Source organism: Nocardia sp. NPDC057668, from assembly GCF_042799795.1.
Classification (GTDB): Bacteria; Actinomycetota; Actinomycetes; order Mycobacteriales; family Mycobacteriaceae; genus Nocardia.
The window spans coordinates 417,559-442,400 of the sequence record NZ_JBHVIC010000006.1 but is presented as its reverse complement, the minus strand read 5'-3'; the positions used below and the strand labels follow the sequence as shown (position 1 = coordinate 442,400).

Annotated in this window: 23 protein-coding genes; 8 read left to right on the top strand and 15 right to left on the bottom strand. The window is 68.2% G+C overall.

Going from position 1 to position 24,842, the window contains the following annotated elements; genetic code table 11:
* Together ACFVBH_RS32620 and ACFVBH_RS32615 are read left to right on the top strand one after the other, a co-directional pair.
* The gene (locus ACFVBH_RS32620; RefSeq protein WP_354988315.1) at positions 1 to 1,164 is read left to right on the top strand and encodes an MlaD family protein; all 1,164 of its coding nucleotides are present in this window, start codon (positions 1 to 3) and stop codon (positions 1,162 to 1,164) included.
* Positions 1,165 to 1,292: 128 nt separating this feature from the next.
* Complete coding sequence (locus ACFVBH_RS32615; protein WP_379007599.1) at positions 1,293 to 2,153, top strand: hypothetical protein; 861 nt, start codon at positions 1,293 to 1,295, stop codon at positions 2,151 to 2,153.
* A gap of 122 nt (positions 2,154 to 2,275) precedes the next feature.
* On the opposite strand, the gene ACFVBH_RS32610 is transcribed toward ACFVBH_RS32615, so the two are convergent.
* The 6 genes from ACFVBH_RS32610 to ACFVBH_RS32585 form a co-directional block, all read right to left on the bottom strand.
* Positions 2,276 to 2,980: a ribonuclease H gene (locus ACFVBH_RS32610; protein WP_379007597.1), complete on the bottom strand. Its 705-nt coding sequence runs from the start codon at positions 2,978 to 2,980 to the stop codon at positions 2,276 to 2,278.
* 10 nt (positions 2,981 to 2,990) lie between these two features.
* Positions 2,991 to 3,512, bottom strand: a complete 522-nt coding sequence (locus ACFVBH_RS32605; protein ID WP_354989234.1) for an SRPBCC family protein — start codon at positions 3,510 to 3,512, stop codon at positions 2,991 to 2,993.
* A 128-nt stretch (positions 3,513 to 3,640) separates the two neighbouring features.
* The gene (gene lhgO / locus ACFVBH_RS32600) at positions 3,641 to 4,825 is read right to left on the bottom strand and encodes an L-2-hydroxyglutarate oxidase (protein ID WP_379007595.1); all 1,185 of its coding nucleotides are present in this window, start codon (positions 4,823 to 4,825) and stop codon (positions 3,641 to 3,643) included.
* Positions 4,826 to 4,835: 10 nt separating this feature from the next.
* Positions 4,836 to 5,618, bottom strand: coding sequence for a hypothetical protein (locus ACFVBH_RS32595; protein WP_379007592.1), 783 nt, complete (start codon positions 5,616 to 5,618; stop codon positions 4,836 to 4,838).
* Positions 5,619 to 6,024: 406 nt separating this feature from the next.
* Positions 6,025 to 6,816, bottom strand: coding sequence for a TIGR03084 family metal-binding protein (locus ACFVBH_RS32590; RefSeq protein ID WP_379007589.1), 792 nt, complete (start codon positions 6,814 to 6,816; stop codon positions 6,025 to 6,027).
* A 146-nt stretch (positions 6,817 to 6,962) separates the two neighbouring features.
* Positions 6,963 to 8,318: a hypothetical protein gene (locus ACFVBH_RS32585; protein WP_354989230.1), complete on the bottom strand. Its 1,356-nt coding sequence runs from the start codon at positions 8,316 to 8,318 to the stop codon at positions 6,963 to 6,965.
* Positions 8,319 to 8,574: 256 nt separating this feature from the next.
* Between ACFVBH_RS32585 and ACFVBH_RS32580 the strand changes: the two genes are divergently transcribed.
* A complete protein-coding gene (locus ACFVBH_RS32580) occupies positions 8,575 to 9,645 on the top strand; it encodes a metallophosphoesterase (RefSeq protein ID WP_379007586.1) in 1,071 nt (356 codons plus the stop codon).
* A 341-nt stretch (positions 9,646 to 9,986) separates the two neighbouring features.
* Here ACFVBH_RS32580 and ACFVBH_RS32575 read toward each other — a convergent pair whose 3' ends face one another.
* On the bottom strand, positions 9,987 to 11,684 hold the full coding sequence (locus ACFVBH_RS32575) for a protein kinase (RefSeq protein WP_379007583.1): 1,698 nt from the start codon (positions 11,682 to 11,684) through the stop codon (positions 9,987 to 9,989).
* A gap of 259 nt (positions 11,685 to 11,943) precedes the next feature.
* Between ACFVBH_RS32575 and ACFVBH_RS32570 the strand changes: the two genes are divergently transcribed.
* Entirely contained in the window at positions 11,944 to 12,762 is an 819-nt protein-coding gene (locus tag ACFVBH_RS32570; protein ID WP_379007581.1) for an AbiJ-NTD4 domain-containing protein, read from the top strand.
* Between the two features lie 266 nt (positions 12,763 to 13,028).
* Here ACFVBH_RS32570 and ACFVBH_RS32565 read toward each other — a convergent pair whose 3' ends face one another.
* The 5 genes from ACFVBH_RS32565 to ACFVBH_RS32545 all read right to left on the bottom strand — a co-directional run bounded on the left by ACFVBH_RS32565 (position 13,029) and on the right by ACFVBH_RS32545 (position 17,410).
* Positions 13,029 to 13,313 (bottom strand): hypothetical protein, encoded by a 285-nt coding sequence (locus ACFVBH_RS32565; protein WP_379007577.1) that lies wholly within the window; start codon positions 13,311 to 13,313, stop codon positions 13,029 to 13,031.
* A 1,510-nt stretch (positions 13,314 to 14,823) separates the two neighbouring features.
* Entirely contained in the window at positions 14,824 to 15,180 is a 357-nt protein-coding gene (locus tag ACFVBH_RS32560; RefSeq protein WP_379007575.1) for an STAS domain-containing protein, read from the bottom strand.
* A 188-nt stretch (positions 15,181 to 15,368) separates the two neighbouring features.
* The gene (locus ACFVBH_RS32555; RefSeq protein WP_379007573.1) at positions 15,369 to 15,947 is read right to left on the bottom strand and encodes a hypothetical protein; all 579 of its coding nucleotides are present in this window, start codon (positions 15,945 to 15,947) and stop codon (positions 15,369 to 15,371) included.
* Complete coding sequence (locus ACFVBH_RS32550; protein WP_379007571.1) at positions 15,854 to 16,318, bottom strand: hypothetical protein; 465 nt, start codon at positions 16,316 to 16,318, stop codon at positions 15,854 to 15,856. Before ACFVBH_RS32550 ends, ACFVBH_RS32555 begins: the two co-directional genes overlap by 94 nt.
* An 84-nt stretch (positions 16,319 to 16,402) precedes the next feature.
* Positions 16,403 to 17,410: a zinc-binding dehydrogenase gene (locus ACFVBH_RS32545; RefSeq protein WP_379007569.1), complete on the bottom strand. Its 1,008-nt coding sequence runs from the start codon at positions 17,408 to 17,410 to the stop codon at positions 16,403 to 16,405.
* Positions 17,411 to 17,542: 132 nt separating this feature from the next.
* On the opposite strand from ACFVBH_RS32545, the gene ACFVBH_RS32540 reads away from it, so the two are divergent.
* Entirely contained in the window at positions 17,543 to 18,256 is a 714-nt protein-coding gene (locus tag ACFVBH_RS32540; RefSeq protein WP_379007566.1) for a sporulation protein, read from the top strand.
* A gap of 352 nt (positions 18,257 to 18,608) precedes the next feature.
* On the opposite strand, the gene ACFVBH_RS32535 is transcribed toward ACFVBH_RS32540, so the two are convergent.
* From ACFVBH_RS32535 to ACFVBH_RS32525, 3 genes are all read right to left on the bottom strand, one after another.
* Positions 18,609 to 19,508, bottom strand: coding sequence for an alpha/beta fold hydrolase (locus ACFVBH_RS32535; protein ID WP_379007564.1), 900 nt, complete (start codon positions 19,506 to 19,508; stop codon positions 18,609 to 18,611).
* A 112-nt stretch (positions 19,509 to 19,620) separates the two neighbouring features.
* A complete protein-coding gene (locus ACFVBH_RS32530; protein WP_379007562.1) occupies positions 19,621 to 20,202 on the bottom strand; it encodes a TetR/AcrR family transcriptional regulator in 582 nt (193 codons plus the stop codon).
* A complete protein-coding gene (locus ACFVBH_RS32525; protein ID WP_379007558.1) occupies positions 20,202 to 21,047 on the bottom strand; it encodes an alpha/beta fold hydrolase in 846 nt (281 codons plus the stop codon). Before ACFVBH_RS32525 ends, ACFVBH_RS32530 begins: the two co-directional genes overlap by 1 nt.
* A 227-nt stretch (positions 21,048 to 21,274) precedes the next feature.
* On the opposite strand from ACFVBH_RS32525, the gene ACFVBH_RS32520 reads away from it, so the two are divergent.
* The 3 genes from ACFVBH_RS32520 (at position 21,275) to lon (ending at position 24,804) form a co-directional block, all read left to right on the top strand.
* Complete coding sequence (locus ACFVBH_RS32520; RefSeq protein WP_379007556.1) at positions 21,275 to 21,631, top strand: VOC family protein; 357 nt, start codon at positions 21,275 to 21,277, stop codon at positions 21,629 to 21,631.
* A 63-nt stretch (positions 21,632 to 21,694) separates the two neighbouring features.
* Complete coding sequence (locus ACFVBH_RS32515) at positions 21,695 to 22,147, top strand: DUF1801 domain-containing protein (RefSeq protein ID WP_354989222.1); 453 nt, start codon at positions 21,695 to 21,697, stop codon at positions 22,145 to 22,147.
* Between the two features lie 236 nt (positions 22,148 to 22,383).
* A complete protein-coding gene (gene lon / locus ACFVBH_RS32510; protein WP_379007852.1) occupies positions 22,384 to 24,804 on the top strand; it encodes an endopeptidase La in 2,421 nt (806 codons plus the stop codon).
* The last annotated feature ends 38 nt before the right edge of the window (positions 24,805 to 24,842 follow it).

The following is a 24,842-nucleotide window of genomic DNA, read 5'->3' as shown; positions in this document are numbered from 1 at the left end:
GTGAAGAACCACAAGAACCTGGTCTCCAACGGAGCCCTGGTCCTGATCCTGCTGCTGGGCGCGGCGTACCTGGCCGTGAGCGTCATGCGGATCAACCCGACCCGCGAAACCTACCGGGTCACGGTCAATCTCGACCGATCCGGCGGGCTGCAGGCCGGCAACGACGTGACCCTGCGCGGCTACCGCGTCGGCAAGGTCACCGAGATCAAGCTGGTGGACAAGGGCTCGGCGCTGGCGGCGACCGTCGAAATCGATTCGAAGTACCGCATTCCCAAGGACACCGTGGTGTCGGTCGGCGCGCTGTCCGGCGCCGGTGAGCAGTACATCGACTTCCGTCCCGCCTCGGACGGCGCGCCGTTCCTGGACAACGGGTCGGTCGTGCAGTTCGACAAGGAGAAGGTCAAGACGCCGACCCCGGTGTGGTCGGTGCTCGACAACGCCAGCGAGCTCATCGCGCAGGTGAACCCGGATCAGTTCAGCGTCATCCTGACCGAGCTCGACACGGCCCTGTCCGGGGGCCCGGATCAGCTGCGCTCGCTCATCGACGGGATCAGCCTGGCCACCACCGGGCTGGACAATCTGCTGCCGCAGACGACCAACCTGATCCGCAATCTGCAGACCATCAACGCCACGACCTCGCTCGCGCAGCCGGATCTGGGTACGCTGACTCGTAACTCGTCCGTTCTGTTCCGGCAGTTCAACGATGCCAACGCCGAACTCCAGACGATCCTGGAGCAGGCACCCGGGCAGTTCGAGTCGCTCGGCGCGGTCCTGGACCGCACCGCGGACCCGATGAGCAGCCTGGCCGCCAATTTCGCCGCCGTCACCAAGGCCGCGCAATTGCGGGCTCCGGCGCTGCGAGCGTTGTTCCCCTCGCTCGTGGTGGGCACCTCGGCCATGGGCGTACCCGCCCATGACGGCGAGTTCTACACAATCCTGGATATCTGGCCGCGACCGAGCTGCGAATACCCCACCGCCAAGGTGCGCAACGAAGCCGCGACCGAGGGTTCACTGCCGAAGTGGACCGGTTACTGCGTCAATCCGGACGCGGGCACCCAGATCCGTGGCTCGGGCAACGCCCCGCGGCCGAATGTGCCGGACAACGGCGCACTTCCGCCGGCCGGCGCCGATCCGAGCGAGCGGACGCTGCCACCCATCAAATAACAGAACTCCACCGCGCAGCGGTGCAAAAATCCGGCTACCGGCGGCGATGGCCGCCGGTTCCGGCATACTCGCTGAACTGAACCGAGACGGCGCGTCCGCAGCGCGCCGGGAAAGGTGGGGATCGATCCATGTCGGATGACGCCGCCCAGGACAAGACAACCGAAGACGAGGCCACCACCAAGGCCGAGGCCGTAGCCCCTGGGAGCGGTTCCGACAGTGGTTCCGGCGCCGCCGAGACCGCGCAGATCCCCGCCGCCGACGCGGCCACCGCGAAGGTTCCGGCCGCCGCGCCCGAGGCGAGCAAGCCCGAGCTGAGCAAGGAGTCGGACACCGCGATTCCGCAGCCTCCCAAGAAGGCGCCCGCTCCCAAGGCCGCCGCCAAGGCGCCGGCTCCCGCCGCGGCGGGTGGCGGCCGGTCCGGCAAGACGCTGGTGCCGATCATCGGCGCGTTCGCCGCGGGCGTGGTGCTGGTCGCCGCCGTCGCGGCCGGGGTCGTGCTGTGGAAGCAGGCCGACGACAGCAAGCAGGAGATCGAGGCCCGCGACGCCGCGACCGCCGCGGCCTGCGATTTCGGCAAGGCCGTCTCCAACTACGACGCCAAGAGCCTGGACGACTACTTCACCCGGGTGAAGGATCTGTCCACCGGGCAGTGGCTGTCCTTCTTCGACGGCGCGTCCGGCGCGCTGAAGGAGGCCATGTCCAGCGTGCAGGCCAAGTCCACGCTGGACGAGATCCACTGCGCGTGGGAGTCCGGCGACGACAGCAAGGCCAAGGTCGTGCTGATCCTGACCCAGGTCCGTTCCAACGGCGTGGTGGCCCAGTCCGACATGCTGACCGTGCCGGGTGTGGCCGAGCTGGAGAATCAGGACGGCGTCTGGAAGGTCGCCAACTTCGACTCCCCCGCCATGAAGAGCCTCGCCGGCCCGACCGGGGGCGGCGCGCCGAGCACCGCGCCCGCGCCGAGCACGGCTCCGGCCCCCGGCAACTAGCCGGCCCGACGAACGGAAACCGCCGCCCGTGCACGAATCACGGGCGGCGGTTTCGTCGTATCCGCGTGGGCGGCATCCGAACCGGCAGCGGATCATCGCGCGCCGGCCCGCGGGGCCGCGGCTCAGAACAGGGTCAGCGCGTCCGCGGGCGTGCTCTTGGCCGCGGACACGCGGCGGCGCGGTGTCTTGGCGGGGGTGTGGGCCGTGGCCGCCGCCGGGGTGTGGGCCGTGATCGTCGTGGCGACGGCCGCCGGTTCGGCGGGCGCGGGCTGCGGTGCGATCACCGGCAGCGGCTCGGTGACGGGCTCGGCCGGCAGCGGCTCGATCAGCGGCTCGCCGGGGGCGGTGGCGGGCACGCCCGCGGCGTTGCTGCCGGGCGCGTCGGTGCCCGCGCCGGACGCGGCGACCTTGCGCGCGGCCTGCCCGCAGAGCGTGTCGGCCTGCTCGTTGAAGTAGTTGCCCACGTGGCCGCGTACCCAGCGGAATCGGACCGGGCCGGGCCGAGCCGCGATGGCCCGGTCGATCTCGCGGATCAGTTCGATGTTCTTGACATCGCCGCCGCTCGAGGTGCGCCAGCCGTTGCGCCGCCAGCTGTTGATCCACTCGGAGGCGCATTTGATGGCGTAGAGCGAATCGCTCTCGATGAGCAGCGGCTCGGAGCCGGAGTGCGAGCGCACCGCTTCCAGCAGCGCGCGGAGCTCGGCGATCTGATTGGTGCCCGAGACCGCACCGCCGCTGGCCGATCCGCCCGCGTGATTGACCCAGGCCCAGCCGATGGCGCCGCCCGGGTTCCGCAGGCACGATCCGTCGGTGCTCACGATGATCATGCTGGTTACCCTACGCAATCCGGCCGACAAGATCCGTTCCGTGGAATTCCTCTATCTCCCTACGCAATTGCGATTCGGTACGCCGAACCGCTGATTGTACGGCGGCTGCCAGCATACGGGAGAGCAGTCGCCCGGTGAGTCCCCGCGGTGTCCAGTACTCGGTTTCCGAGGTCAGCACCGCGCGGCCGTAGCCGAGCGGATCGAAGCGCAGCTTGATCACCGCGAGCGGGTCGGTGCAACTCGCGCGAGCACCCTGCGCGGGCGCCGGCTTCCCCTTCCGGCGTCTGCGCAGGGTGTACTCGATGACCGCGTTGCGGCGGTACTCGGTGATCTCGCACTCGACCGTGGGATGCCACGGGCCGACCCGGAGGGTGGTCGCGAAGACGGCTCCCGAACCATGATCGGACTCGCCGATCGGTTCGAAGGCCGCCACGATGAACGCCCAGTCCGGCACGAACTGATGGTTGTCCGTGTACGTGAACGCGACCTCCACCGGCGCACCGACGTCACTCGCGTATTTGATGTGGCCCATAGGCTGCTCCCTGTCCCACGGCTGCCAACAAAAGTACTACAGCAATCCTATTTATTACATGGATACCCGGATATCGCGAGGGCGGAAGTGGATATCCAGCGGCCTCCCGGCAATTCCCCCTATTTCGGTCAATCGTCCAATTGCGCGGCGATGTGCTCGGCGATCGGCAGCGCCGAGGTGGCCGCCGGAGACGGGGCATTGAGCACGTGCACCGAGCGCGGGGTGCGCTCGATCAGGAAGTCGTGCACCAGCGTGCCGTCGCGCAGCACGGCCTGCGCCCGGATCCCCGCCGGGCGCGGCAGCAGATCCGCCGCGGTCAGCTCGGGGCAGTAGCGGCGGCACTCGGCCAGGTATCCGCGCTTGAACAGCGAGTTCCGCATCTCGCGCAGCCCGGTGCGCACATTGGCCGCTGCCACCCGGTGAAAACCGGGGAACCCCAGCACGTCCCGGGCGTCGCGCAGGTTCACGCTGCCCTTGCGGTATCCCTCGCGCGCCAGGCCCAGCACCGCGTTCGGGCCGACGGTCAGCTCGCCGTCGATGGTCGGGCTCAAATGCACGCCCAGGAACGGCAATTCGGGATCCGGAATCGGATAGATGAGGGTGCGCACCAGATTCCGGCGATGCGCGGGCAACCGGTAGTACTCGCCGCGGAACGGCACGATGCGCAGGTCGAGTTCGAGCCCGGCGAGCCGCGCCAGGCGATCGGCCTGCAACCCGCCGCAGACCACCAGGCGGGCCGTCCGCCAGGTGCCCGCGGGCCCGGAAACCGTTACCGCGTCCGCTGTTTCGGCGATCGCGGTGATCTCGGCGCCCAGGACGATCTCGCCGCCGCCCGCCCGCACCCGGTCGGCCAGGGCCTCGGTGACCCGGGTGTAGTCGATGATCCCGGTGCCCGGGACGAACAGCGCGCCGACGCCGCGCACCCGCGGTTCGCGCCGCCGGAGTTCGGCGGCGTCCAGCAGTTCCACCTCGACGTCGTTGGCGACCGAGCGCTCGTAGAGCGCCAGCATGCGGGCCTGCTCGCCGGCATCGGTAGCCACCAGCAGTTTTCCGCACACCACGAACGGAATCCCGTGCTCGGCGGCGAAGGTCTTGGTCCACTCCGCGCCCGCGCGGCACAGTCGCGCCTTGAGGCTGCCGGGCTCGTAGTAGATGCCCGAGTGGATGACGCCGCTGTTGTGCCCGGTCTGATGGACGGCGAGGCGGTCCGCCTTCTCGAGCAGGAGCACGCGGGCGCCCGGATGCCGTTCCAGCAGGCGGTACGCGGTGGCCACCCCGACGATGCCGCCGCCGATCACGCAGTAGTCGTACACGGGGGAAGTCTCACACAGCGGTGCCGTCCGGCGCGTCCGGCGACCCTTCCCGGGCGTCGTGGTGGCCGAGCGCCGCGTCCTCGCCCGAGGTTTCGGGCGGGACCGGAACGGCGTCGGTGAGCTCGTCGGTAGCCGTGGCGGCGGGCGCGGGGTGGCGGGCCAGTTGCAGACCGTGGGCCCCGATGGCCGGATCGGACAGGGTCAGGGTGAGTTCGCCGCGCCGGGTGTCGAGATCGGTGCGCAGCTGGGTGACCGCGCTCGGATTGCCGCCGACCACGCCGAGCTGTTCCCCGATCGGCCCGCGCAGCACGAGGTCGGCCAGGGTCGCGAAGAGGTTGGTGTCCACGGTGAAGGTCAGCGAATTGCGTTGCACGGGAAGCACTTGCGCACCGACGTAGGTATTGCCGAGCCGTAGCTGCCCGGCCAGCGCGGTGCTTTGCGGCCGGGTCGCCTCCTCGGCGGCGGCGCTCTGCGTCGAGGGCGCGCCGTCGCGGTTGCTGATCACGGTGCGCTGATTCTCGAAAAGCGCTGCGATGTCGGTTCTTTCGGCGAGCGGCAGAATGCCGCCCGGGTAACGATCCGCGCTCGCGGCGGTGAGGTCCCGCGGGGCGGGCGGCCCGGCGAGGATGCTGTCCGAATGCTGTACGCCCGCCATCTGATTGGCGATGTAGGCGCCGGCGGTGACGGTGAGACCGATGCTGGCCATGGCGGCGGTGACGACGGCGGTGTAGCGAACCGCCTGTGCCGCGCGCCGGGTCGACCGGACGGCCTGCGTCGCGAGTTCGTGCGACATGACTGGTGCGTCCTTCCTCTCCCCTGGTCCCCCTGCGTCTTTCGACGCCCACGACCCGCACCATTGAAAGTCGTACGCGCGTCCAGGTTACGGCGGCGCGCGGTGGCAGCAGCTATCGATGAGAGCAGGATCACAGCATAGAACGCATATCGCGACAGCCAGCGATTCCTTGCGATCGGAGAGGTTTCCGCCCGCGAAAGGGTGGGTAAATACCGGGTAGCGGCGAGCGCCAACTCGACTGCCATCGAGGACTTCCGGCCAATGTCGTCCGGTCGCACCAGGCACGGCGCACCAACGGTGGCGCTCGCTCGCTCCTTGCCTCCTGGAATGGGACTCGGGGCCGATGTCGCGCCGACATCGCCTCAGATGATGGTCCGACGGGCCGGAGGCCGGGATCGACGGCAGGTCAGTGGAACTGGCCTGCCGTTCGTCCTGTTCCGGGCGGACCCGCGAAAGCCTGTGCCAGCTCCAGCCATTCGGCCACGTCCGCGCCCTCGATCTCCAGCGCGAGGTCGTCCAGGTGCCTGCGCTGGGTGACGGCCAGGCAGAAGTCCAGGGCCGGTCCGCGCAGCCGCTGCGCAGCGTCCTCGGGTCCCCAGGTCCAGACGCCGCCGTCGGGGGCGGTGAGTTCGATCCGGAACTCCGCGGTGGGCACGGCCCGATTGTTGGTGATGTAGGCGAAGTTCCGGGTGCGCACGCCCAGGTGCGCGATGTTGCGCAGGCGGGCGGTGGGGGTTCGCACGACCCCGAGCGCGTCGGCCACGTCCTGCCCGTGCGCCCAGGTTTCCATGAGCCGGGCGGTGATCATGGAGGCGGCGCTCATGGGCGGGCCGAACCAGGGGAGTTTGATCCCGGCCGGCACGACGCGCAGCGCCTCGACCAGGGCGGCGCGGTCGCGGCGCCAGGCGGCGAGCAGTTCGGCGGGCGGCTGTTCGGCGGCGACCTCGGCGGCTTCGTCCACGAAGGTCAGCGCCCGGGGGAGGGCTTCCTGGACCAAAGCGCCGAAGCGCTCGGCGTCGGTGGCCGCGATGACCGAGACCTGATCGGTCCAGTGCAGATGCCCGATCTGATGGGCGATGGTCCAGCCCGCGGCGGGGGTGTCCTGCGACCAGTCGACCTTGTTCAGGTCGGCGACCAGTGCGTCCAGGTCGCCGCATTCGGCGGTGAAGTCGGCCAGTAGCGCCTCGAGATCGGCCATCGCAAGTCCTTGTCGCCGCGCGGAACCGGTCGTCCACCGTGCCGGTGAACGCCGTCGACGGTCAGCATCGCAGTGCGGCCAGAAAAATGCAAGCGTGCGTGCTTGTATTTCCGCCGCGCTGTTCGCCCAGGTGAGCGACCTTCTGGCTACCAGCCGAACAGGGCCAGGTGCACCCCGCCGACGGCGAGTCCGAGCACCGCGCCGTGCAGATACAGCAGCCACGCGTCTTGTTCGACGGAGGCGTAGAACATCTCCATGAATTCGCCGGGGGTGAGCAGTTGCAGCTTGCGCGCGGCGAATTCGTCGATCTTCTTGGCCTGGGCCGCGGCGAATTCCGGATCCTCGGTGAGGCTGGGGGCCAGGCCCGCCGCCGCGCCGGCCGCGCCGACCTTGAGATTGTCGAACTGCCGCGCCCCGAAGGCGGCCCGCACGAAGGTGTGGGTCGGCCCGAGCTGCCGGTGGATCTCGGCGGAGATGAGCCGCTCGAGCAGCTGCCGGGTCTTGTCGCCGTTCGGGCCGTCCAGCAGCTCTTCGGCCAGGTTGGGCAGGGTCAGCACCTGGTAGGCCAGGATGTGCGCGAGATCGGCCGCGGCCTCGGGCTGCCGCTTGGCCAGCAGCGCCTGCTTCCACAGGTATTTGTAGCGCGGCTGCGGATCGCCGGGTTCGAACATCATCTTGATGGCGATGACATTGACCGCCACGCCGATGGCGGCGGCCGCGGTGAGAATGACGGCCCAGCCCGGGATCCAGCCGATGACCGGAATGCTCTGGTGCACATGCATGTACAGCGCCAGCAGCAGGCCGAACGGCGCGCCCAGCAGGCCGATGCGCACCATGAATTTGAGTTCGGGCGCGGCGACCGTGGTCGTGAGGTCCTTCAGAATGTGCGGATTCTGGCGCAGATACCGAATGACGAAGGCCTTGATGTCGATGAGCTGATCGACATTGTCACCGAGCTGTTCGAAAGCGGTGCGGGCCAGCGTGGGCAATTCGCGCTCGACCCGCTGGTACAGCACATTGCGGACCGCGCGCGGCACGGCATTCCAGATATCCGGGTTCTCGCGCAGCATCACCTCGTTGACCAGGGACGGCACCTGTTTGCGCCCGACCTCGGCGATGTAGTCGGCGATGCCGTCCAGGTCGAGTTCGCGAATGAAGTCCTTGGGACTGCCGATGCGCATGATGGCGACGTCGACGCAGATGCTCGCCATTTTCTCGGCGCGCGCGGGGATGAAGCCCTGGAAGCCCAGGCGTTTGCCGTCGCCGGAGAAGGTGGGCAGTACCTGGACCCGGCGCGGGAAATAGGGGTAGAGCAGTTCCAGGCCGGGAATGCGGAATCCGCGAAAATAGACCGGCCAGAACAGCATCAGCACGCCGGTCCAGTTGGTGAGCCAGCCCGCGATGGCACTGAACAGCGGGAAGCTGATCAAATCCACGACGAGCTTGGACTGGCCGGTCAGCTCTTCCCAATTGATGAAGACGCCCGAGGCCAGTGTCGTCATGCTGCGTCCCCCTGTGGCCGAGCTTGAAACTCGAGATAACGGTCGATCAACACTCTCACCGGCGGCGGATGCTGTCAAAAGGTCCATGGCCTCGGCGAACGTGTCGCAACGGGGCGGGTCGGCGCGCGTTCCGGGGTCCGGCAAATACGTGGCTTCCGGTGGATATGGTGTGCGGAATATCGGCATACCGCGCGGCGGGCGCGCGGACCGGCAATACTGGTCACTCGACCAGAAGGAAAGGACGAGGGAGATCCCGATGACCGTCGACCGCCGTGGTTTTCTGTCCGGCGCCGCCACCGCCGCGAGTGTCGCGACCCTGGCCGCCGCGGCCGGGCCGGCGTGGGCCGAGCCCGCGCCCGCTCCGTCCGTGGCCAAGTTCCCCTACCCGGACAGCGCCGAACTGCGCGTGCTGATCACCGGCGACGCCGGCACCGGCGCTCGCCCGCAGTGGGCCGTGGCCGACGCGATCCGCGCGCTGCACGCGGACACCCCGTTCTCCCTCGCCCTCGGCCTGGGCGACAACGTGTACGAGTCCGGCCCCTGGGCCAGTGACGACGCACAGTTCGACGCGAAGTTCGAGGCCCCGAACCACGGCCTCGACTTCCCCTGGATCATGGTGCAGGGCAACCACGACAACTCCTCGATCCTGCCCGGCGACGGCGGCTGGCTGCTGCGCGGCGACCACGAGGTGGCCTATCACGCGCGGTCCCAGCGCTGGTGGATGCCCGCGCGCTACTACTCGGTCCCGGTAGGCCCGCCCGCCACCCCGGTCGTCGAGTTCTTCGTACTGGACCTGAACCCGATCGCGGCCTACCTCCCCCCGCTGTTCGCCCCGTTCTGGGCGGCGGACGGCCAGTTCATGACCGAACAGGCAGCCTGGCTGGACCGCGCCCTGTCCGAGTCGACCGCGAAGTGGAAGATCGTCTGCACCCACCACCCGTACCTGAGCAACGGCAGCCACGGCAACGCGGGCGCGTACGAGGGCCTGACGATAGAGCCGATCAACGGCAACCACGTGAAGACGTTCTTCGAAACTCACGTGCTCGGCCGAGCGAACTACGTCCTCTCCGGCCACGACCACTGCCTCCAGGTCCTGGAACCGACCCCCGCGACAAAAGGCACCCGCCAACTGGTCTCAGGCGCGGCCGCCAAAACCAACTCAGGCGCACACGCGAAGGGCGCGACGACCCCGGCCCTGTTCGAGAACTTCACCGACCTCGGCTTCATGGTCCTGAACCTGACCCCGACCAACGCGGACCTCTCCGTCTACACGGTGGATCCGTCGACCGGCCACCCGGCCAACGCGTTCCAGCGCCGCCTGTCCTGAGCCTCCTCAACCCCTGCCTCCCGCAACCGCTTCGGCTGCGGGAGCGAGGACGCTCGATCGTCGTTCGACCCCACAGTGATTCAGCTCGGCGGCGCCGAGATGCGCGAGCGTCAGGACTTGCGTGGGATAGGCGTCGTCACGCTCGCGTTCATTCATGAGCCAGCAGCGCCAAGACCTTTCAGATAGCGCGTGCGTGCTCCCCCCGTGGGTAGGTGCGGCGTCGTGCCGAACCCGTCACTCTCCCCTGCCTGTCAGATAACACACGGAAGGGTGTTGCCCTGGTTCGAGCGGCCGCCGAGGCCGTGGATGATCCGAAACCAGTTCGGTCAGGTAATACGCCATTATCTGACATTGGATTGGTCTGTCGCCTCCTGGTGCTTCTGCAACCACTGACCGGCTTCGACGGCCCGGCCCTGCGCCTCGAGCAGGTTCGCGAGGCCGTACATGGCATTGGTGTCGCCGGCGTCGGCTGCGCGGCGCCACCAGGTTTCGGCTTCGGTGAGCGCGCCGCGCCTCTGGAGCAGGATTCCGAGTTTGTGCATCGCGCTGGTGTCGCCGGTCTCGGCTGCGCGGCGCCACCAGGTTTCGGCTTCGGTGACTTTGCCCTGCTTGTTGAGCAGGTACCCGAGGTTGTGCATCGAGCTGGTGTTGCCGGTCTCGGCGGCGCGGCGCCACCATGTTTCGGCTTCGGTGACCTCGCCTCGCTCGTTGAGCAGGTTCGCAAGGCCGTGCATGGCATTGGTGTTGCCGGCGTCGGCGGCTTTGCGGCACCAGGTTTCGGCTTCCGTGACCGCCCCCTTCTCCCTGAGCAGGATCGCAAGGCCGTGCATGGCATCGGTGTATCCGGCGTCGGCTGCGCGGCGCCACCAGGTTTCGGCTTCCGTGACCGCCCCCTTCTCCCTGAGCAGGATCGCAAGGTCGTGCATGGCGCCGGGTTTGCCGTTGTCGGAGGCTTTGCGCCACCAGGTTTCGGCTTCGGTGACCTCGCCTCGCTCGTTGAGCAGGTACCCGAGGCCGTGCATGGCATCGGTGTTGCCGGCGTCGGCGGCTTGCCAGTACCAGGCTTCGGCTTCGATGATCTTTCCCCGCCGGTGAAGCACCAACGCGAGGCCGAACATCAGCCCGGCATGCTGCGGGTAGGCAGCTTGAGCGCACCGAGCACCGAAAACCTGTAGGTCTTCCCACACCGCGACCGGAGCCTCCGGCGGTGGAGGTGCCGACGTTGTGGCGGTGACTGCACGCAGCAAGTCCGTGACCAGCTCCTGGCACGAGGAATACCGCTCGCCGGGGTATTTCGCCAGCACGGTCGCGACCACCATGTCCAAGAAAGCGGGTAGGTCCGGGCGACGGTCCCGGAGCGAGGGGATCGCTGCGGTCAGGTGCGCAGTCATGAACTCGATCGGTGCGCGCCGCACGAATGGCACCTGCCCGGTGAGCAACTCGAACATCGTGCACCCAAGTGAATACACATCAGCACGGTGATCGACCTGGCCAGCGGTGAACCGCTCGGGTGCGGCATAGGGTAGCGACATCGCGATACTGGTCGCGGTCGTCGCCGAATCCGCCGCGCGAGCGATTCCGAAATCGGTCAGCACTGCTTTCTGCCCGTGCCGGGGATCGTGCTCGATCAGCAGGTTCGCCGGCTTCACGTCCCGGTGCAAAATCCCCGCCGCGTGTGCATGATCGAGCGCATACGCCGCATCGCTCACCAACGCCACAACCTCCTCGACCGGCAAACCACGCGGTGAACCCCGCAGCAAGGTGGCCACATCCCCACCGCCTATCAGCCGCATCGACAACCACAACGCCTCATCGCCAGGAGCACTGCGGTCGTACACCTGCACTATGTTCGGATGGTCGAGCTGGGACACCAGGGCCGCTTCCCGATCGAACGCCACCCGCGAACTGCGATCGTGAGACCACTGTTCGTGCAAAACCTTCAGTGCCACATCGCGTTTGAGCCGCGGATGCTGGGCCCGGTAGACCACGCCCATGCCGCCGGCGCCCAACCGTTCGCGGATCAGGTACCCCTCGAACATCGACCCCACCGTTACCACGAAACCCACCCCGATCCGCCCCGGCCGCACATTCTTTGATCGCAGGGTACGGACCTTCGGTTGCACCGGCCCAGCAAATCCCTTGTCTCCCGATCCTGCCCAGGGAGAGTGATAGGAAGACTGGGTTCGGAGACTGGTCTATCGGGCGGATGCGCCTGTCCGGCGGTGGATCTCGGAAGCGATCGTTTTAGAGACAGTGAGGGTGCGCCTACTTGCTTCCTCGATCCGTCATGATCGTCTAATGGAACGACGATTCTCCGAGCGCCATGGGCTGGTCCCGGTCAGGACCGTGGTTCAGATCGAGAGCATGGATGACGCTCTCCGTACTCAACTATGGAACGTCACCTACGCCTACTTCTTCGAGCCCGAATACGCGGTTTCGCCCGGATTCACGGAGTTCTACGCGATCTGGACGGCCCTGATGGGGCGTGACTGGGACCAGTTCCCTGGCGGCGGGGTTGATAGGGAGATCAAGAACTGGATCAAGAAGCGTGAGTGGTACGAGGTTTACGACCTACTCGAAGAGTTGGTGCGGGTCGGAAAACGCTTGAGCTTGGGCATGGTCGACGTCTTCAACAATGTTCTGGAGATGTACAAGGCTGGCTACCGTTTGCTCAACGAACAGGTCGTACCGATCGCAGACAGCCCCGAACTTTCCGAGATCGAAGGCGCCCTGGCCGCTGGAAGTAAGCCCGTCGCACACCACCTGGAGACCGCGCTGAACCTGCTCGCCGACCGTGAGAAGCCGGACTACCCGAACTCGATCAAGGAGTCCATCAGTGCTGTCGAAGCCTTCTTGGTACCAATCACCGGTAAGAACACGCTCGGAGCGGCGCTGGGTCAATTGAAGAAGACCGACAACTTCGCCCATCCCGCATTGTTGGACGCATGGTCGAAGCTCTATGGGTGGACCAGCGACGAGAACGGCATCCGACATGGCGGTGTAGCCGTTCCTACTGAGCGGATCACCCAGGTGCTTGCGCGGTACATGCTCATCAGTTGCTCGGCCTTCATCAACCTCATGACCGCAGAGCAGGCGGCAGGCCGACTTTCCTCGTAACCAGCCCTCCACCTTCACAGACACGCTTCTCGATACGGTGCCTAGGCCGCTGAACTTCCGACATACGTTCGGACCTCAAGGTGTTGAGAACCATTCGCAACACAACCGGGTACCGTCGGCTACCCGCTCCTGGCGCGGCGGTACCAGGCTTCGGCGAGTTCGCCCTGCTGCTTCAGCAAGAGCCCTAGGTTGACCATCGCATAGGTATTGCCGTCGAGACACCCGCACCACTCTCGGATGAGCGATGCTCGCCCGGAGCGGTGGGGTCAGCGTTCCCGTCGGCGATCGCGCGGTGAGGGATCACCTGGGCGCGGGGCGTCGAGCACGGTGGGGTGGTCGACAGCGTAGATGCGGCGTTCGAGGATCCGGAACGCGATCCTGCTGAAGGTATCGAGGGTGGTACGGCGAGTGCCCGCAGGAACTTTCAGGCGAGCCTGGTCGAGGAGGTCGAGCTCGCCGCGCAGCGAGCGACGCTGGTCGAGTGAGGTCCTGTGGTCGATCAGGTTCGCGCGGTCGGTGAAATCGACGAACTCTTCTTCCAGGCTTGGCATCCGCGCTTCCCTTCGGGATCGAACATCGGACTGTTCCGAGTCTGAACACCTGGTGTGGCTCGGAGCAAGCACTATGCGGCCCCGGCCGGCCCTGACGGCCCCACCGCCGGCGCCGCCTCGCAGTGTCCGTACCCCACCGAGAGTTGTCGGTCGCTCATGCCACCCTGCGGGTAAGCCTTGATAGTGGTGTTCTTCTTGAGCACCTTCACGAAACGGTCGGCACAGAGGACCGGCGGCCAGTTGGTCCTGGCCGCCGGTTCCCTTGCTCATGCTCGCCGGATGACGTGCCGGTGTGTGATTACTTGGGCCACAACGTGTTGAGCACTGCCAGGCACACCCCGAGGACGATGAAGAACGCTCCTCCGGCGGTGGACAAGGCCGTTGTCGGCGCGCTTCCTCCGGCGCTGGCGAGGAAGCCGCCCGCGACCGCGGCGTGGCCGCTGAGGCTGGTGCAGAGCACTACCCACAGAACCTTGACGTAGGCGGGCGGCGGGACCGGCTCGGGCGCGGTCCCTGGTTGATGGGTTGGAAGGGTCACTGGTGGTTGTTCCTGTCGGTCGTCTCGAACTGATGCAGGAACGGTAGAAGGGCCGCGCGGCGATGTTTCACGGTCGTCGATCGCCAGGTCAGGACCTGTTTATCGGTCGCTGTGCCAGGGGCGGCGAGCGCGCGGGGGCGGGGTCGGCGAGAATTGTCGGCCGAGGTGGTTAACCTCATCGGACCTGGATCCTCCTCTTTCACGGGAGTACGGATATCTGGGTTGCCTGCGGCCCCTGCCTTTACGGCGCCAACCCGGGCAGGGGTCGCAGTGTGTCCTCGAACCGCGGGTGAGTCCCGAGTCCGAGATAGCCCCCACAGCGGCGAGCTATGGACGGGAATCCTAATTCGCACCGCCGACACTTCCCATGCGCGTCACTTCGCCGGACACCGTGCCCGCCCATTCCGGCGCTACATACATGAATCTGCAGGTAGAGGGCCTAAAAGAGTGTTTGAAACACGCGTCGGAGTCTTGTGCTGGGCCTGTTCGATGTTTCACGCGTGAAACCATGCCTTGCTCGTTTCTGTTGCATCGCAGGGGATCTGATGCCCGTCAGTGCTGCTCAGGGGGCATGTGTATCCGTATCCTGCGACGGCGTCCAGAATCAACCAGGCTGTGGATAACTCGCTTCCAGTCCTGTTCCAGACTTCGACCTGTGGACAACTTCAGCTCATACAGATGCGTCACAACCGACCAGGTCACGCCCCGGTCTCCGGCCACAGAACTTCCCTGACCGTGCGGCAGACCACGAGGCTGCTCACCTCAAAATTCAGTAGCCAGTCCGATCGATCCCCAGACCGCGGCGGGCGCGGTGGCCGCTGCGTAGTGCGGCCACGCAGCTACATCCCATCCGAGAGAGAACTTGACGGCGTCGAAGGTGTATCTGCGCTCAGCTAACCGCCATACTCCGGCCATCAACGATCACGTATGTACGCCTTCGGACTGCCTAAAGCACAACGGAAATTGTCTGTTTCATTCTTGCCGCGAGTCGTCCAGCGCCTCGGCGAGCTCGTCGTACAGGTTCAGCATGGAGTGCATCCCGGTGACCTGGATCGGGCGCTGCACCGCGAGTCCGGCCACCACGCGTAGCGGTGACGCGCATTCCTGCGCGCAGGCCGCCAGTACCGCGAGGCCAGCGGATCCCATGAACGCCACGCGGGACAGATCCACCACCACGGTCGGCGGATCCGCTTTCAGGACTTCGCGTATCACGCGTTCGAGCAGTGGCGCCGACAGAACATCGATCTCACCGGCCGCGGTCACGACCGGGATCGGGCCGTGCGTGCTGGTGCGGACCTGGAGCAGCTGGGCGGGATCTGTCCCGTTCATCGGTTCTCCTTCCCCGCAATGACCGTACGCTCGTCCTGTTCGAAATCCGGGCGCATGGGACAAAACCTGGGACGCATGGGCGTGAGACACCGTGTCGTTTCGGCGGGTGTCTCACCTATCCTCGACATGCGTCAGCCCCTGTCGGATAGACCCCGACAGGGGCTGACGCTTTCAGTTGCGGCGCGGGCTTACCGGCCGTGTTCGGGCTGGTGCAGTCGGTGCCGACTGCTCGACTGCGTCGGCGCGGGCGTGTCCTGTCCGGTCGCGGGTTCGGGACGGGCTGCGCATGCTCGTTCGGCGTTGCTGGCGTGGCCGGCGGCCACGGCCTGGCGCTGGGCGAGCTGGTCGTCGCGGGCGGCGACGATGTTGTCGGTCTTGGCCTTCCACTGGTCTTCGCGCTCGATCGCGGCCTTGCCGGTGGTCCCGGCGGTGCGGGCGTGCGCGTCGACGAACGCGAAGATCTCACCGCGGGCGCTGTCACCGACTCCCTGCTCGGCCAGGAGCTGGGCCAGGCGGCCCCGCTTGTCGGTGTAGTCCCGGCGTTGGGCGGGCAGCTCTCCGGTGCGTGAGCCGCGCGCCACCATCCACACCGTGCCCGCGAGCGACTTCACCGCGAAATCGACCTGGTCGTTGCGGTGATCGACCTGCACACCCTCGGCGCGGATCCGAGCGGTCACGTCCTCACGCACGGCCGTGGAAATGGCCGAGGCCGTCTTGTTCGCGCGTTCGGCATCGGCGTCGGACTTGGACCGCTCGTCGACGAACACGAGCTCGGGCAGCTGGGCGCGGCCTGGATCCGGCCGGAGTCGATATCGTCCATGACCTGCGTGATCTGGGCGCGTTCGATCGCGGCCAGGCCCCGTCCGGAGCTGGCGGCGGCGCGGATCGCGTCGTTGGCCTTGCTCATGCGCTCGATCCGCTCGTGGACATCGTCGGTGCGATGTCCGTTCGCGCTGGTGTACAGGACTCCGAAGCCGTCCCGTTCGGCCGGGCGCAGCTGTCTGCTGACCAGGTAGTCCGCTTCCCGGCGTTGTTCGTCGGCGTCGGCGGTGTACTCGCGGATCATCTCCCCAAGCTCGTATCGGCTGACATAGCCCGGCCACATGTCCAGGTCTGCTCGCTCCCCGCCTACGATCACGCCCCCTAGTGCGCGCCCGCTCCTGATCACGGGGAGTCATGTACCCGGAAACCGGGAAGCCCGACCCAGCGCCCCGCCCTCGAATCAGGGCTTTAAGACAATCCGAATCGGGTTGCCTTCCTTGGCCTCCAGCGCGTGCACCGCCTTGGCCGCGTCGGCCAGCGGCACGACCGCGCTCACCGACCGCGAGAAGTCGACCCGCTGCAACCCCTGCAGTTTCACCAGCTGGGTCACGTGCTCGGGCCCCGAGCCGTAATGCCCGCGCAGCTGCTGCTGGAAGAAGCTGAAGGCGGTGCCGCCGGAGACCGTGATCGGCTTGTCGGTCAGGCCGACCAGGACCAGCCTGCCCTGCGGGCCCAGGCACACCACGGCCTGTTCCCGGACCGCGGCGACGCCCGCGAAGTCGAAGGCCGCGGCCAGGCCGGTGCCGGTCGCCGCGAAGATCTTGGCGCGCAGCTCCGGGTCGGCCGGGTCGAAGGCCAGGTCCGCGCCGAACTCGAGGGCGCGTTCGCGGGCGGCGGGGAGGGGGTCGACCGCGATGATGGGGGCGGCGCCGACCAGGCGCAGGAGTTGGACGCCGTGGGCGCCGAGGCCGCCTACGCCCCAGACGCCCACCGGTTCACCGGCTTTGATCTCGGCGGTGGCGGTGATGGCGGCCCAGGGGGTGGAGACCGCGTCCGGGATGAAGCACGCCTGTTCGAAGGGGAGTTCGTCGGGGATCGGGACCAGCGTGTCGACGCGCGCCAGGGTGTACTCGGCCCAGCCGCCGTCGTAGTCGACGCCGCGGGTGAAGGTGGCCTGGCCGCGCATCTCCCCGGCCTGCAGCAGCACCCGGTCGCCGATCTCCGGTCCGGTCACGCCCGGTCCGAGGGTGTGCACGGTGCCCGCGACCTCGTGCCCGAGGGTGACGACGTCGCCCTTCAGGAACAGCGGGGTCAGGGTGCCGTCGATGAGGTGCACGTCCGACAGGCACACCCCGGCCGCCTCGACCTTGATCAGCACGTGGTCGGGCCCGGGTTCGGGGATCGGCACCTCGTCGAGTTCCAACCGGCGGTTCGGTCCCAGGTGTAGACGCGCGGCGAGCATGGTCATCGACTCCTCGTGGCAGATCGGTTCGGCACTCCGACCGCCATGCTAGGCCGACCGCACGCCGGGTTCGGCCGATTGCCCGGGCTGTGGTTCGGTGGTGCCAGGCCCGACGGGGCCGGACGGGAGGTCGGTGCGATGTCCGAGGACGGCGCGGAATTCAAGGTGGACGCCCTGCGGGTGCAGCCGGGCCGGCGGCTCGGCGGCCAGGTGCGCCTGACCGCCGGTGCGGATCCGATGACGGTGTCGCGCACCCGGATTCAGGTGAACTGCCGCAACCCCACCGACCGGTACGACGAGCTCGGTTCCGCGAACCACCTGATCTACCTGGACGAGACGGTGGCGGCCGATACCCGGGTCCGGGACTCGGGCTCGGTGCTGATCCCCTTCCGCATCCGGATCCCGTGGGCCACGGCGCTGACCGAATCGCGTGGCAAGCCGATCTACCCCGTGACGATGGATATCCGCCTGATCGCCGAGCGGGCGGACCGCCCCGCGCTCGGCCAGATCCAGCGCCTGCGCGTGGTGCCGCTCCCCGGGCAGCTCGCCGTCCTGAACGCCGCAGTCGCCCTGGGCGCCGAGCCGAAGACGAGTTCGCTGTTCGCCGGCGGCCAGATTTTCGAGCTGCCCGGCCTGTCCGGCCGCACCGGTTCGGCCAAGCGCCTGGCGCTCACCACCACCGAACACACGCTGGCGGTGAGCTGGTACGAACTCGGCGGTCCCACGGTGGATTCCATCGAGCTCACCCACGATCAGGCGGCCACCGAACCCTGGCCCGACCGCCTGGGGGAGTGGTTCACCCGCCGCCCGTCCCCGCCCCTACCCCCGCTCCCGCCGGACCCGGCCCCCTGATCCGCCGTCGATCTCCCTGGCCGTCGACACGAACGACGGGTTCACCACCCGCTCGTCCCTGGGCATGCGGCCGGCCTGATGTCTGCGCCCACTCCTTCGGTGGCTTGTGATCCCTCGAGCGTCATACGCGCTGTTCGTGGTGACCCGGCATGCTGTTCGACGGCCGCATGCACCTTGTCGCCTGTATCCGGCTGGGCCGGTTCAGCTTCCGGTGTGACCGGTACCGGAGCCGCCGGGGGAGGGGCCAGCGGCGAAGAACCCGCCGACGACATCCGTCCCGCCCGGCGCACGTTAGAGCGAGTGGACGTCGCTGGAGCCGTACGCCCTCGGCTGCGGTCTCCTCGGGTGGTGGTCAATCGGTTCCACACGCGTGCCCGTGTGCCGTTGGAGCCGTCCATCTTTCGGCCGCGACCGGCGCGGGAACCGCGGGGGAGAGGTGGGCGGCGAAGAACTCGGTGACGATCGCCGTCACCTCCGGTGCGCGTTCGAGCATGGCCACATGCCCGCAGCCGTCCAGCCATTCGGCGCGTTCGGGGCGCAGGGCCGCGTTCACGGTGCGGCCGGCGGCGGCCGAGAGGATCCGGTTCTCGGTGCCCCAGATCGTGCAGACCGGTGGCAGCGCGTCGCGATCGGGCCAATCGTCCAGGGCGGCGAACGAATCCAGGTCGCGGACCAGGCCGACCAGGGCGCGGGCGGGGAACCCGGCGGCCAGCGGGGTGACGTAGGGGCATTCGCGGTAGGCCCGCCCGCTGCTGAACCAGGTGCGAATCGTGGTGCGCGCGAACCACTGCGGGGTGTGCCAGCCGCCGAGTACCCGCGCGCCGAACTCGGGCAGGCCGCGCGTGACGCGAGCCGCAAGGCCGAGATCGCCGTGCATGGCGGTGTTCTCGGTGAGCGGGTTGATCGCCACCACCGCGCGCACCAGCCCGGGTTCGCGCCGGGCGAGGGTGAGGCTGATGGCCGCGCCGAGGCAGTTGCCGACCAGGCCGATTCCGGACAGCTCGTGCCGAATCACGAACTCCCGCACCAGTTCGGTGTACCGCTCGAGGGTGTACCCGGCCGCGGGCCGGTCGGAGGAGCCGTACCCGGGCAGATCCAGTGCGTACACCCGATGGTTCCGGGCCAGCGCGGTGAGCTGCGGCATCCAGATCAGGTGGGAGGAACCGGCGTTGTGCAGCATGAGCACCGGCGGGCCGTCCTCGCCCTGCCGGAGATACGCGATGCGGGTGCCGTCGAATTCGAACTCGTCCATGACGCTCCAGGGCCTCGTTGCCGATGGTCTCGAACCCATCGTGCTCCGGAAACGCGCGGACGCCGAGTATTTCCGGGGTTTCGGTGCCGGATCGCGTTGTACGGCCGGGCGTTCAGGAGGGGCCGGTGTCACCCAGCCGCAGCAGCCCCCGGTCGAGGAAGCGGATCATCCACGCGAAGCTGTCGTCCGGGTCGCCGTCCCACTGGAATCCGCCGCCCGCCTGCAGGGTTGCGAAGCCGTGAAAGGTGCTGCGCAAGGTGCGCAGCGCGTGGATCATGTCCGGCTCGGGGATGCGGTACCCCCGCAGCACGGCCGACATGGATTCCAGCAGTCGCGAACTGGGCTGTCCCAGTGGATCTTCCGGCCCCGTCGGTTCGACGCCGACGGTCGCCGCGTATCTGCCCGGGTGGTCGACGATGTATCCGCGGAAGCCCTCGGCGAAGGCCGCCAGCGCCGCGCTGCCCGAATGCCCGTGCATGGCGTCGCGCACGCGCGCGTCGAGTTCGGTCAGGGCGAGGACGGCGATCCCGCGCTGCAGGTCGGCCAGGCTCTCGACGTGTTTGTAGAGCGAGGGCGTGCGCACGCCCAGCCGCTGGGCCAGCGGGCTCAGCGCCAGATTCGCGAAGCCCACCTCGTCGGCCAGCGCCGCACCGGCGGCGATGACCTCGGCTCTGTTCAGTCCGGCGCGCGGCATCAGGCGTGCTCTTTCAGGAACGGCAGGATCAGCTCGGCGGTGCGCTCGGGCGCTTCGGCGTGCGGGTAGTGGCCCGCGCCCTCGACCAGTCCGAGGCTGCCCAGCCCGGCGGGCATGGCGGCGATGATGGCCCGGCCCTCGGCTTCCGGGTTCGGGAAGTCCGGGTCGGCGGTGCCCATGACCAGGAGCGCAGGCTGGGTGACGTTGCCGAGCTGGGCCTGCGCGTCGGCGGGGGTGGACTTGCCGGTCTTCATGAACTCGGCCATCCGGCCGGGTTCGCGCAGCTTCGCGAGCAGCTCGGCGAGGTAGGCGTCGTAGTCGGCGGGCTTGGCCGGGTAGGCCGCGTCCAGGTACTTCTCCCACTGTCGCAGGCTCTTGAAGACGAGGGTCGACATGAGCGCGGTCATGCCGCGGCGGTGCCGGGCCGTCTTGACGAACGCCCCGAGGTCGAACTTCTGCACCCGGGTGAACGGGTTGATCTCGACGATGCCGCTGACCAGTTCCGGCGCTTCGGCGGCGGCGATGGTCGCGGCGCCGCCGGAGAGCGAATGCCCGACGATGACGGCCGGCCCGCCGAGCTTCGCGATGACGGCCAGCAGGTCCCGCGCCACGTCGGTGCGGCTGATGGCGTCCTTCCCGGTCTCGGAAGGCCAGTTCAGGCTGGATTCGCCGTGGCCGCGCATGTCGACGCTGACCACCCGGTAGCCCGCCGCCGCGATGAGGGGCGCGAGGTACCGGTAGGCCTGCCGCCGATCGCCGATGCCGTGTGCGAGCAGCACCAGCGGGCCGTCGCCGATCGAGTCGTAAGCGATGCGCCCGCCGTCGATGTCCAGGTACTCGGTCATGGTGTCCCTCTCTCCGCAGGAGTGAAGCTAAGTTCGATAGCCATAAAGCTAATAGCTTTAGCCATGCGCGTCAACCCCCGGGTTCCGGCTCGGTCCCGGACCGCCGCCCGCGGCGGGCAATCCGTGGACTTTCCGTGGTGCGTTCCGTGGTCGGCACGGATGTCCCGCGCCCGCCCCGGAAATACCGTTGAAGACATCACAACCAGCGAGAACAGGAGCCCGACACCATGACCGCCACCCCCGCCAAGGGCATCAAGACGGTGCTCTACCCGGTATCCGATCTCACCGCGGCCAAGGCGCTGTACACCGCCCTGCTCGGGGTGGAGCCGGAGATCGAGGGCACCTACTACGTCGGCTTCACTCTCGACGGCCACCACATCGGCCTGGTGCCGGACGGCGGCCCGCAGGGCAACACCACCCCGGTCATCTACTGGGAGGTCCCCGACATCGAGGCCAAGCTCGCCGAACTGGGACAGGCCGGCGCGAGGGAGCAGCAGTCCCTGCGCGACACCGGCAACGGCCGCCGCGTCGCCGAGGTGCTCGACGCCGACGGCAACATCCTGGGCCTACTCCAGGACCGCTGAATCCCCAAGTCCCCCAAACATTCCCGCCGCAACGGCACCGAAACACCACCGGAGGAACCCGACATGACCACCGACACCGCCACCAAGACCACCGTCGGCTTCTCGGACGCCGAGCGCGCCGCGATGAAAGCCCATGCCGCCGAACTGAAGACCGAGGCCCGGCGCGGCGGCAAGTCCAGCAAGGCCGACGGCACCGCCGACGTCCTGGCCAAGATCGCCGAGATGAACGACTCCGATCGCGCCCTGGCCGAGCGGGTGCACGCCATCGTCACCGAGCACGCCCCGCACCTGATGCCCAAGCTCTGGTACGGCATGCCCTCCTACGCCAAGGACGGCAAGGTGCTGTGTTTCTTCAAGAGCGCCGAGAAGTTCAAGTCCCGCTACGCCACCGTCGGCTTCGAGGACAAGGCCGGGCTCGACGAGGGCACGATGTGGGCGACCTCCTTCGCGCTCACCGGCCTGACCCCGGCCGACGAGGCGTTCCTCGGCGCGCTGGTCGCTCGCGCCGCCCGGTAGTTCCGAGGCGGAAATACCCTCTGAACTGTGCGTTCGCCCGGGTCACCACGCGGTGGCCCGGGCGTTCGCCGGTGGCGAACAAGGTCGCGGAATTACCGGGCGGGGGTCGGGGTTGATTGGGTAACGCTCAACCTGAGTTGAGTAGGAGACGCTCAATCTTGGAAGAGGTAGAAGTCGTGACCAACACCCAGAACCTTCCGGTCCTATTCCTGACCGATCCGATCGTGCTGCCCGGCATGATCGTGCCGATCGAGCTCGACGAATCCGCACAGGCCGCCATCGACGCCGCCCAGGCCGGCAAGGTCAACCAGGTGTTGGTCGCGCCGCGGCTGGAGCAGGGTTACGCCGCCTACGGCGTGGTCGCCGGCATCGAACAGGTCGGCCGCATGCGCGGCGGCGCGCCCGCCGCGGTCCTCAAGGCCGAGCGCCGGGCGAAGATCGGCCACGGCGTGACCGGCCCCGGTGCGGCCCTGTGGGTCGAGGCCGAACCGGTCGAGACCCCGCCCGCCGACGGCCGCACCAAGGAGCTGGCCGCCGACTACAAGAAGCTGGTCGTGGCGGTGCTGCAGCGTCGTGAGGCGTGGCAGCTCATCGACGCGGTCAACCAGCTCTCGGACCCCGAGGCCATCGCCGACACCGCCGGCTGGGCCCCGTACCTGAGCCATGACGAGAAGCGCGAACTGCTCGAAACCCTCGACGTGGCAACCCGTTTGACCAAGCTCATCGAGTGGACCAAGCAGCACATCGCCGAGACCGAGGTCAACGAGAAGATCAGCGAGGACGTGCGCGAGGGCGTCGAGAAGTCGCAGCGCGAATTCCTGCTGCGCCAGCAGCTCAACGCGATTCGCAAGGAGCTGGGCGAGGACGAGCCCGACGGCGCGGAGGACTACCGCACCCGGGTCGAGAACGCCGATCTGCCCGCCGACATTCGCGAGGCCGCGCTGCGCGAGGTCGGGCGGCTGGAGCGGGCGAGCGATCAGAGCCCGGAGTCGGGCTGGATCCGGACCTGGCTGGACACCGTCCTGGAACTGCCGTTCGGCGTGAAAACCGAAGACAGCACCGATGTCTCGGCCGCGCGCGCGGTGCTGGACGCCGATCACCACGGCCTGGACGAGGTCAAGGACCGCATGGTCGAGTACCTGGCGGTGCGTGCGCGCCGTGCCGCGCGCGGCCTGGAGGTCGTGGGCGGCCGCGGTTCCGGCGCGGTGCTGGTGCTGGTCGGCCCGCCCGGCGTGGGCAAGACCTCGCTGGGTGAGTCCGTGGCACGGTCGCTGGGCCGCAAGTTCGTTCGCGTCGCCCTGGGCGGCGTGCGCGACGAGGCCGAGATCCGCGGGCACCGGCGCACCTACGTCGGCGCGCTGCCCGGCCGCATCGTGCGGGCCATGAAGGAGGCGGGTTCGATGAATCCCGTCGTCCTGCTGGACGAGATCGACAAGGTCGGCTCCGATTTCCGCGGTGATCCGGCGGCGGCGCTGCTCGAGGTCCTGGACCCCGCGCAGAACCACACCTTCCGCGATCACTACCTGGACCTGGATCTGGACCTGTCCGACGTGCTGTTCATCGCGACCGCGAATGTCATGGACACCATCCCCGGCCCGCTGCTGGACCGCATGGAGCTCATCACGGTCGACGGCTACACCGAGGACGACAAGGTCGCCATCGCCCGCGACTTCCTGATCCCGCGTCAGCTCGAGCGCAACGCGCTCACCGCCGACGAGGTGGAGGTCACCGACGAGGCGCTGCGCGAGGTGGCGGCGAACTACACCCGCGAAGCCGGTGTGCGGCAGATGGAACGGCTCATCGCCAAGGCCCTGCGCAAGGCGGCGACCAAGCTGTCGGAGTCGGCGGACACCAGCGCACTGTCCGAAAGCATCATCACCGCCGGTGAATTCGTTCCGGACGCGCCCGGCGCGAGCGGAAACGACTCCACCGCACTGGGTTACGACGCACGGCTGGGCTACGAGCCGGCCACCCCGGTGACGGCGGCCGATCGATTGGTGATCGGCGTCGGCGACCTGAAGGACTACCTGGGCCGTCCGCGCTTCACCCCCGACGGGGTGGAACGCACCGCGGTGCCCGGTGTCGCAACGGGTTTGGCGGTGACCGGCGCCGGCGGCGATGTCCTCTACATCGAGGCCAATGCCGCCGAGGGTGAGCGTTCCCTGACCCTGACCGGTCAGCTGGGCGACGTCATGAAGGAGTCCGCGCAGATCGCGCTCACCTACGTGCGCTCGCACCTGGAGGAGATCGGCATCGAGCCGAAGGTCCTGGACCGCAACATCCACATCCACTTCCCCGCGGGAGCCGTTCCCAAGGACGGTCCGTCGGCCGGCGTCACCATGGTCACCGCCCTGGTCTCGCTCGCCCTCGACCGCCAGGTCCGCGCGGATGTCGGAATGACCGGTGAGGTCACCCTCAACGGCCGCGTCCTGCCCATCGGCGGGGTGAAGCAGAAGCTGCTCGCCGCCCAGCGCGCGGGTCTGAAGACCGTTTTCATCCCCGCCCGCAACGAGCCGGATCTCGACGACGTCCCCGCCGAGGTCCTGGCCGCCCTGGATGTCCGCCCCGTCGCCGACGTGGCCGAGATCCTGGCCTACGCCATCGAACCGGTCATCGAACCGGCGTTGGACGGCCGCCCCCTGAGCGCCACCGCCTGATCGGCGCTCACCCACCGGCCGCGCGTGTCTCCCACACG

Bases quoted from the DNA above. Each gene is read 5' to 3' on its own strand.
- ACFVBH_RS32515 (WP_354989222.1), top strand. From the start codon at position 21,695: ATGACCACCGACACCGCCACCAAGACCACCGTCGGCTTCTCGGACGCC.
- ACFVBH_RS32615 (WP_379007599.1), top strand. From the start codon at position 1,293: ATGTCGGATGACGCCGCCCAGGACAAGACAACCGAAGACGAGGCCACC.
- ACFVBH_RS32595 (WP_379007592.1), bottom strand. From the start codon at position 5,618: ATGTCGCACGAACTCGCGACGCAGGCCGTCCGGTCGACCCGGCGCGCG.
- ACFVBH_RS32610 (WP_379007597.1), bottom strand. From the start codon at position 2,980: ATGATCATCGTGAGCACCGACGGATCGTGCCTGCGGAACCCGGGCGGC.
- ACFVBH_RS32605 (WP_354989234.1), bottom strand. From the start codon at position 3,512: ATGGGCCACATCAAATACGCGAGTGACGTCGGTGCGCCGGTGGAGGTC.
- ACFVBH_RS32575 (WP_379007583.1), bottom strand. From the start codon at position 11,684: ATGTTCGAGGGGTACCTGATCCGCGAACGGTTGGGCGCCGGCGGCATG.
- ACFVBH_RS32590 (WP_379007589.1), bottom strand. From the start codon at position 6,816: ATGGCCGATCTCGAGGCGCTACTGGCCGACTTCACCGCCGAATGCGGC.
- ACFVBH_RS32520 (WP_379007556.1), top strand. From the start codon at position 21,275: ATGACCGCCACCCCCGCCAAGGGCATCAAGACGGTGCTCTACCCGGTA.
- lon (WP_379007852.1), top strand. From the start codon at position 22,384: ATGATCGTGCCGATCGAGCTCGACGAATCCGCACAGGCCGCCATCGAC.
- ACFVBH_RS32525 (WP_379007558.1), bottom strand. From the start codon at position 21,047: ATGACCGAGTACCTGGACATCGACGGCGGGCGCATCGCTTACGACTCG.
- ACFVBH_RS32535 (WP_379007564.1), bottom strand. From the start codon at position 19,508: ATGGACGAGTTCGAATTCGACGGCACCCGCATCGCGTATCTCCGGCAG.
- ACFVBH_RS32560 (WP_379007575.1), bottom strand. From the start codon at position 15,180: ATGAACGGGACAGATCCCGCCCAGCTGCTCCAGGTCCGCACCAGCACG.
- ACFVBH_RS32530 (WP_379007562.1), bottom strand. From the start codon at position 20,202: ATGCCGCGCGCCGGACTGAACAGAGCCGAGGTCATCGCCGCCGGTGCG.
- ACFVBH_RS32580 (WP_379007586.1), top strand. From the start codon at position 8,575: ATGACCGTCGACCGCCGTGGTTTTCTGTCCGGCGCCGCCACCGCCGCG.
- ACFVBH_RS32565 (WP_379007577.1), bottom strand. From the start codon at position 13,313: ATGCCAAGCCTGGAAGAAGAGTTCGTCGATTTCACCGACCGCGCGAAC.
- ACFVBH_RS32570 (WP_379007581.1), top strand. From the start codon at position 11,944: ATGGAACGACGATTCTCCGAGCGCCATGGGCTGGTCCCGGTCAGGACC.
- ACFVBH_RS32585 (WP_354989230.1), bottom strand. From the start codon at position 8,318: ATGACGACACTGGCCTCGGGCGTCTTCATCAATTGGGAAGAGCTGACC.
- ACFVBH_RS32540 (WP_379007566.1), top strand. From the start codon at position 17,543: ATGTCCGAGGACGGCGCGGAATTCAAGGTGGACGCCCTGCGGGTGCAG.
- ACFVBH_RS32545 (WP_379007569.1), bottom strand. From the start codon at position 17,410: ATGACCATGCTCGCCGCGCGTCTACACCTGGGACCGAACCGCCGGTTG.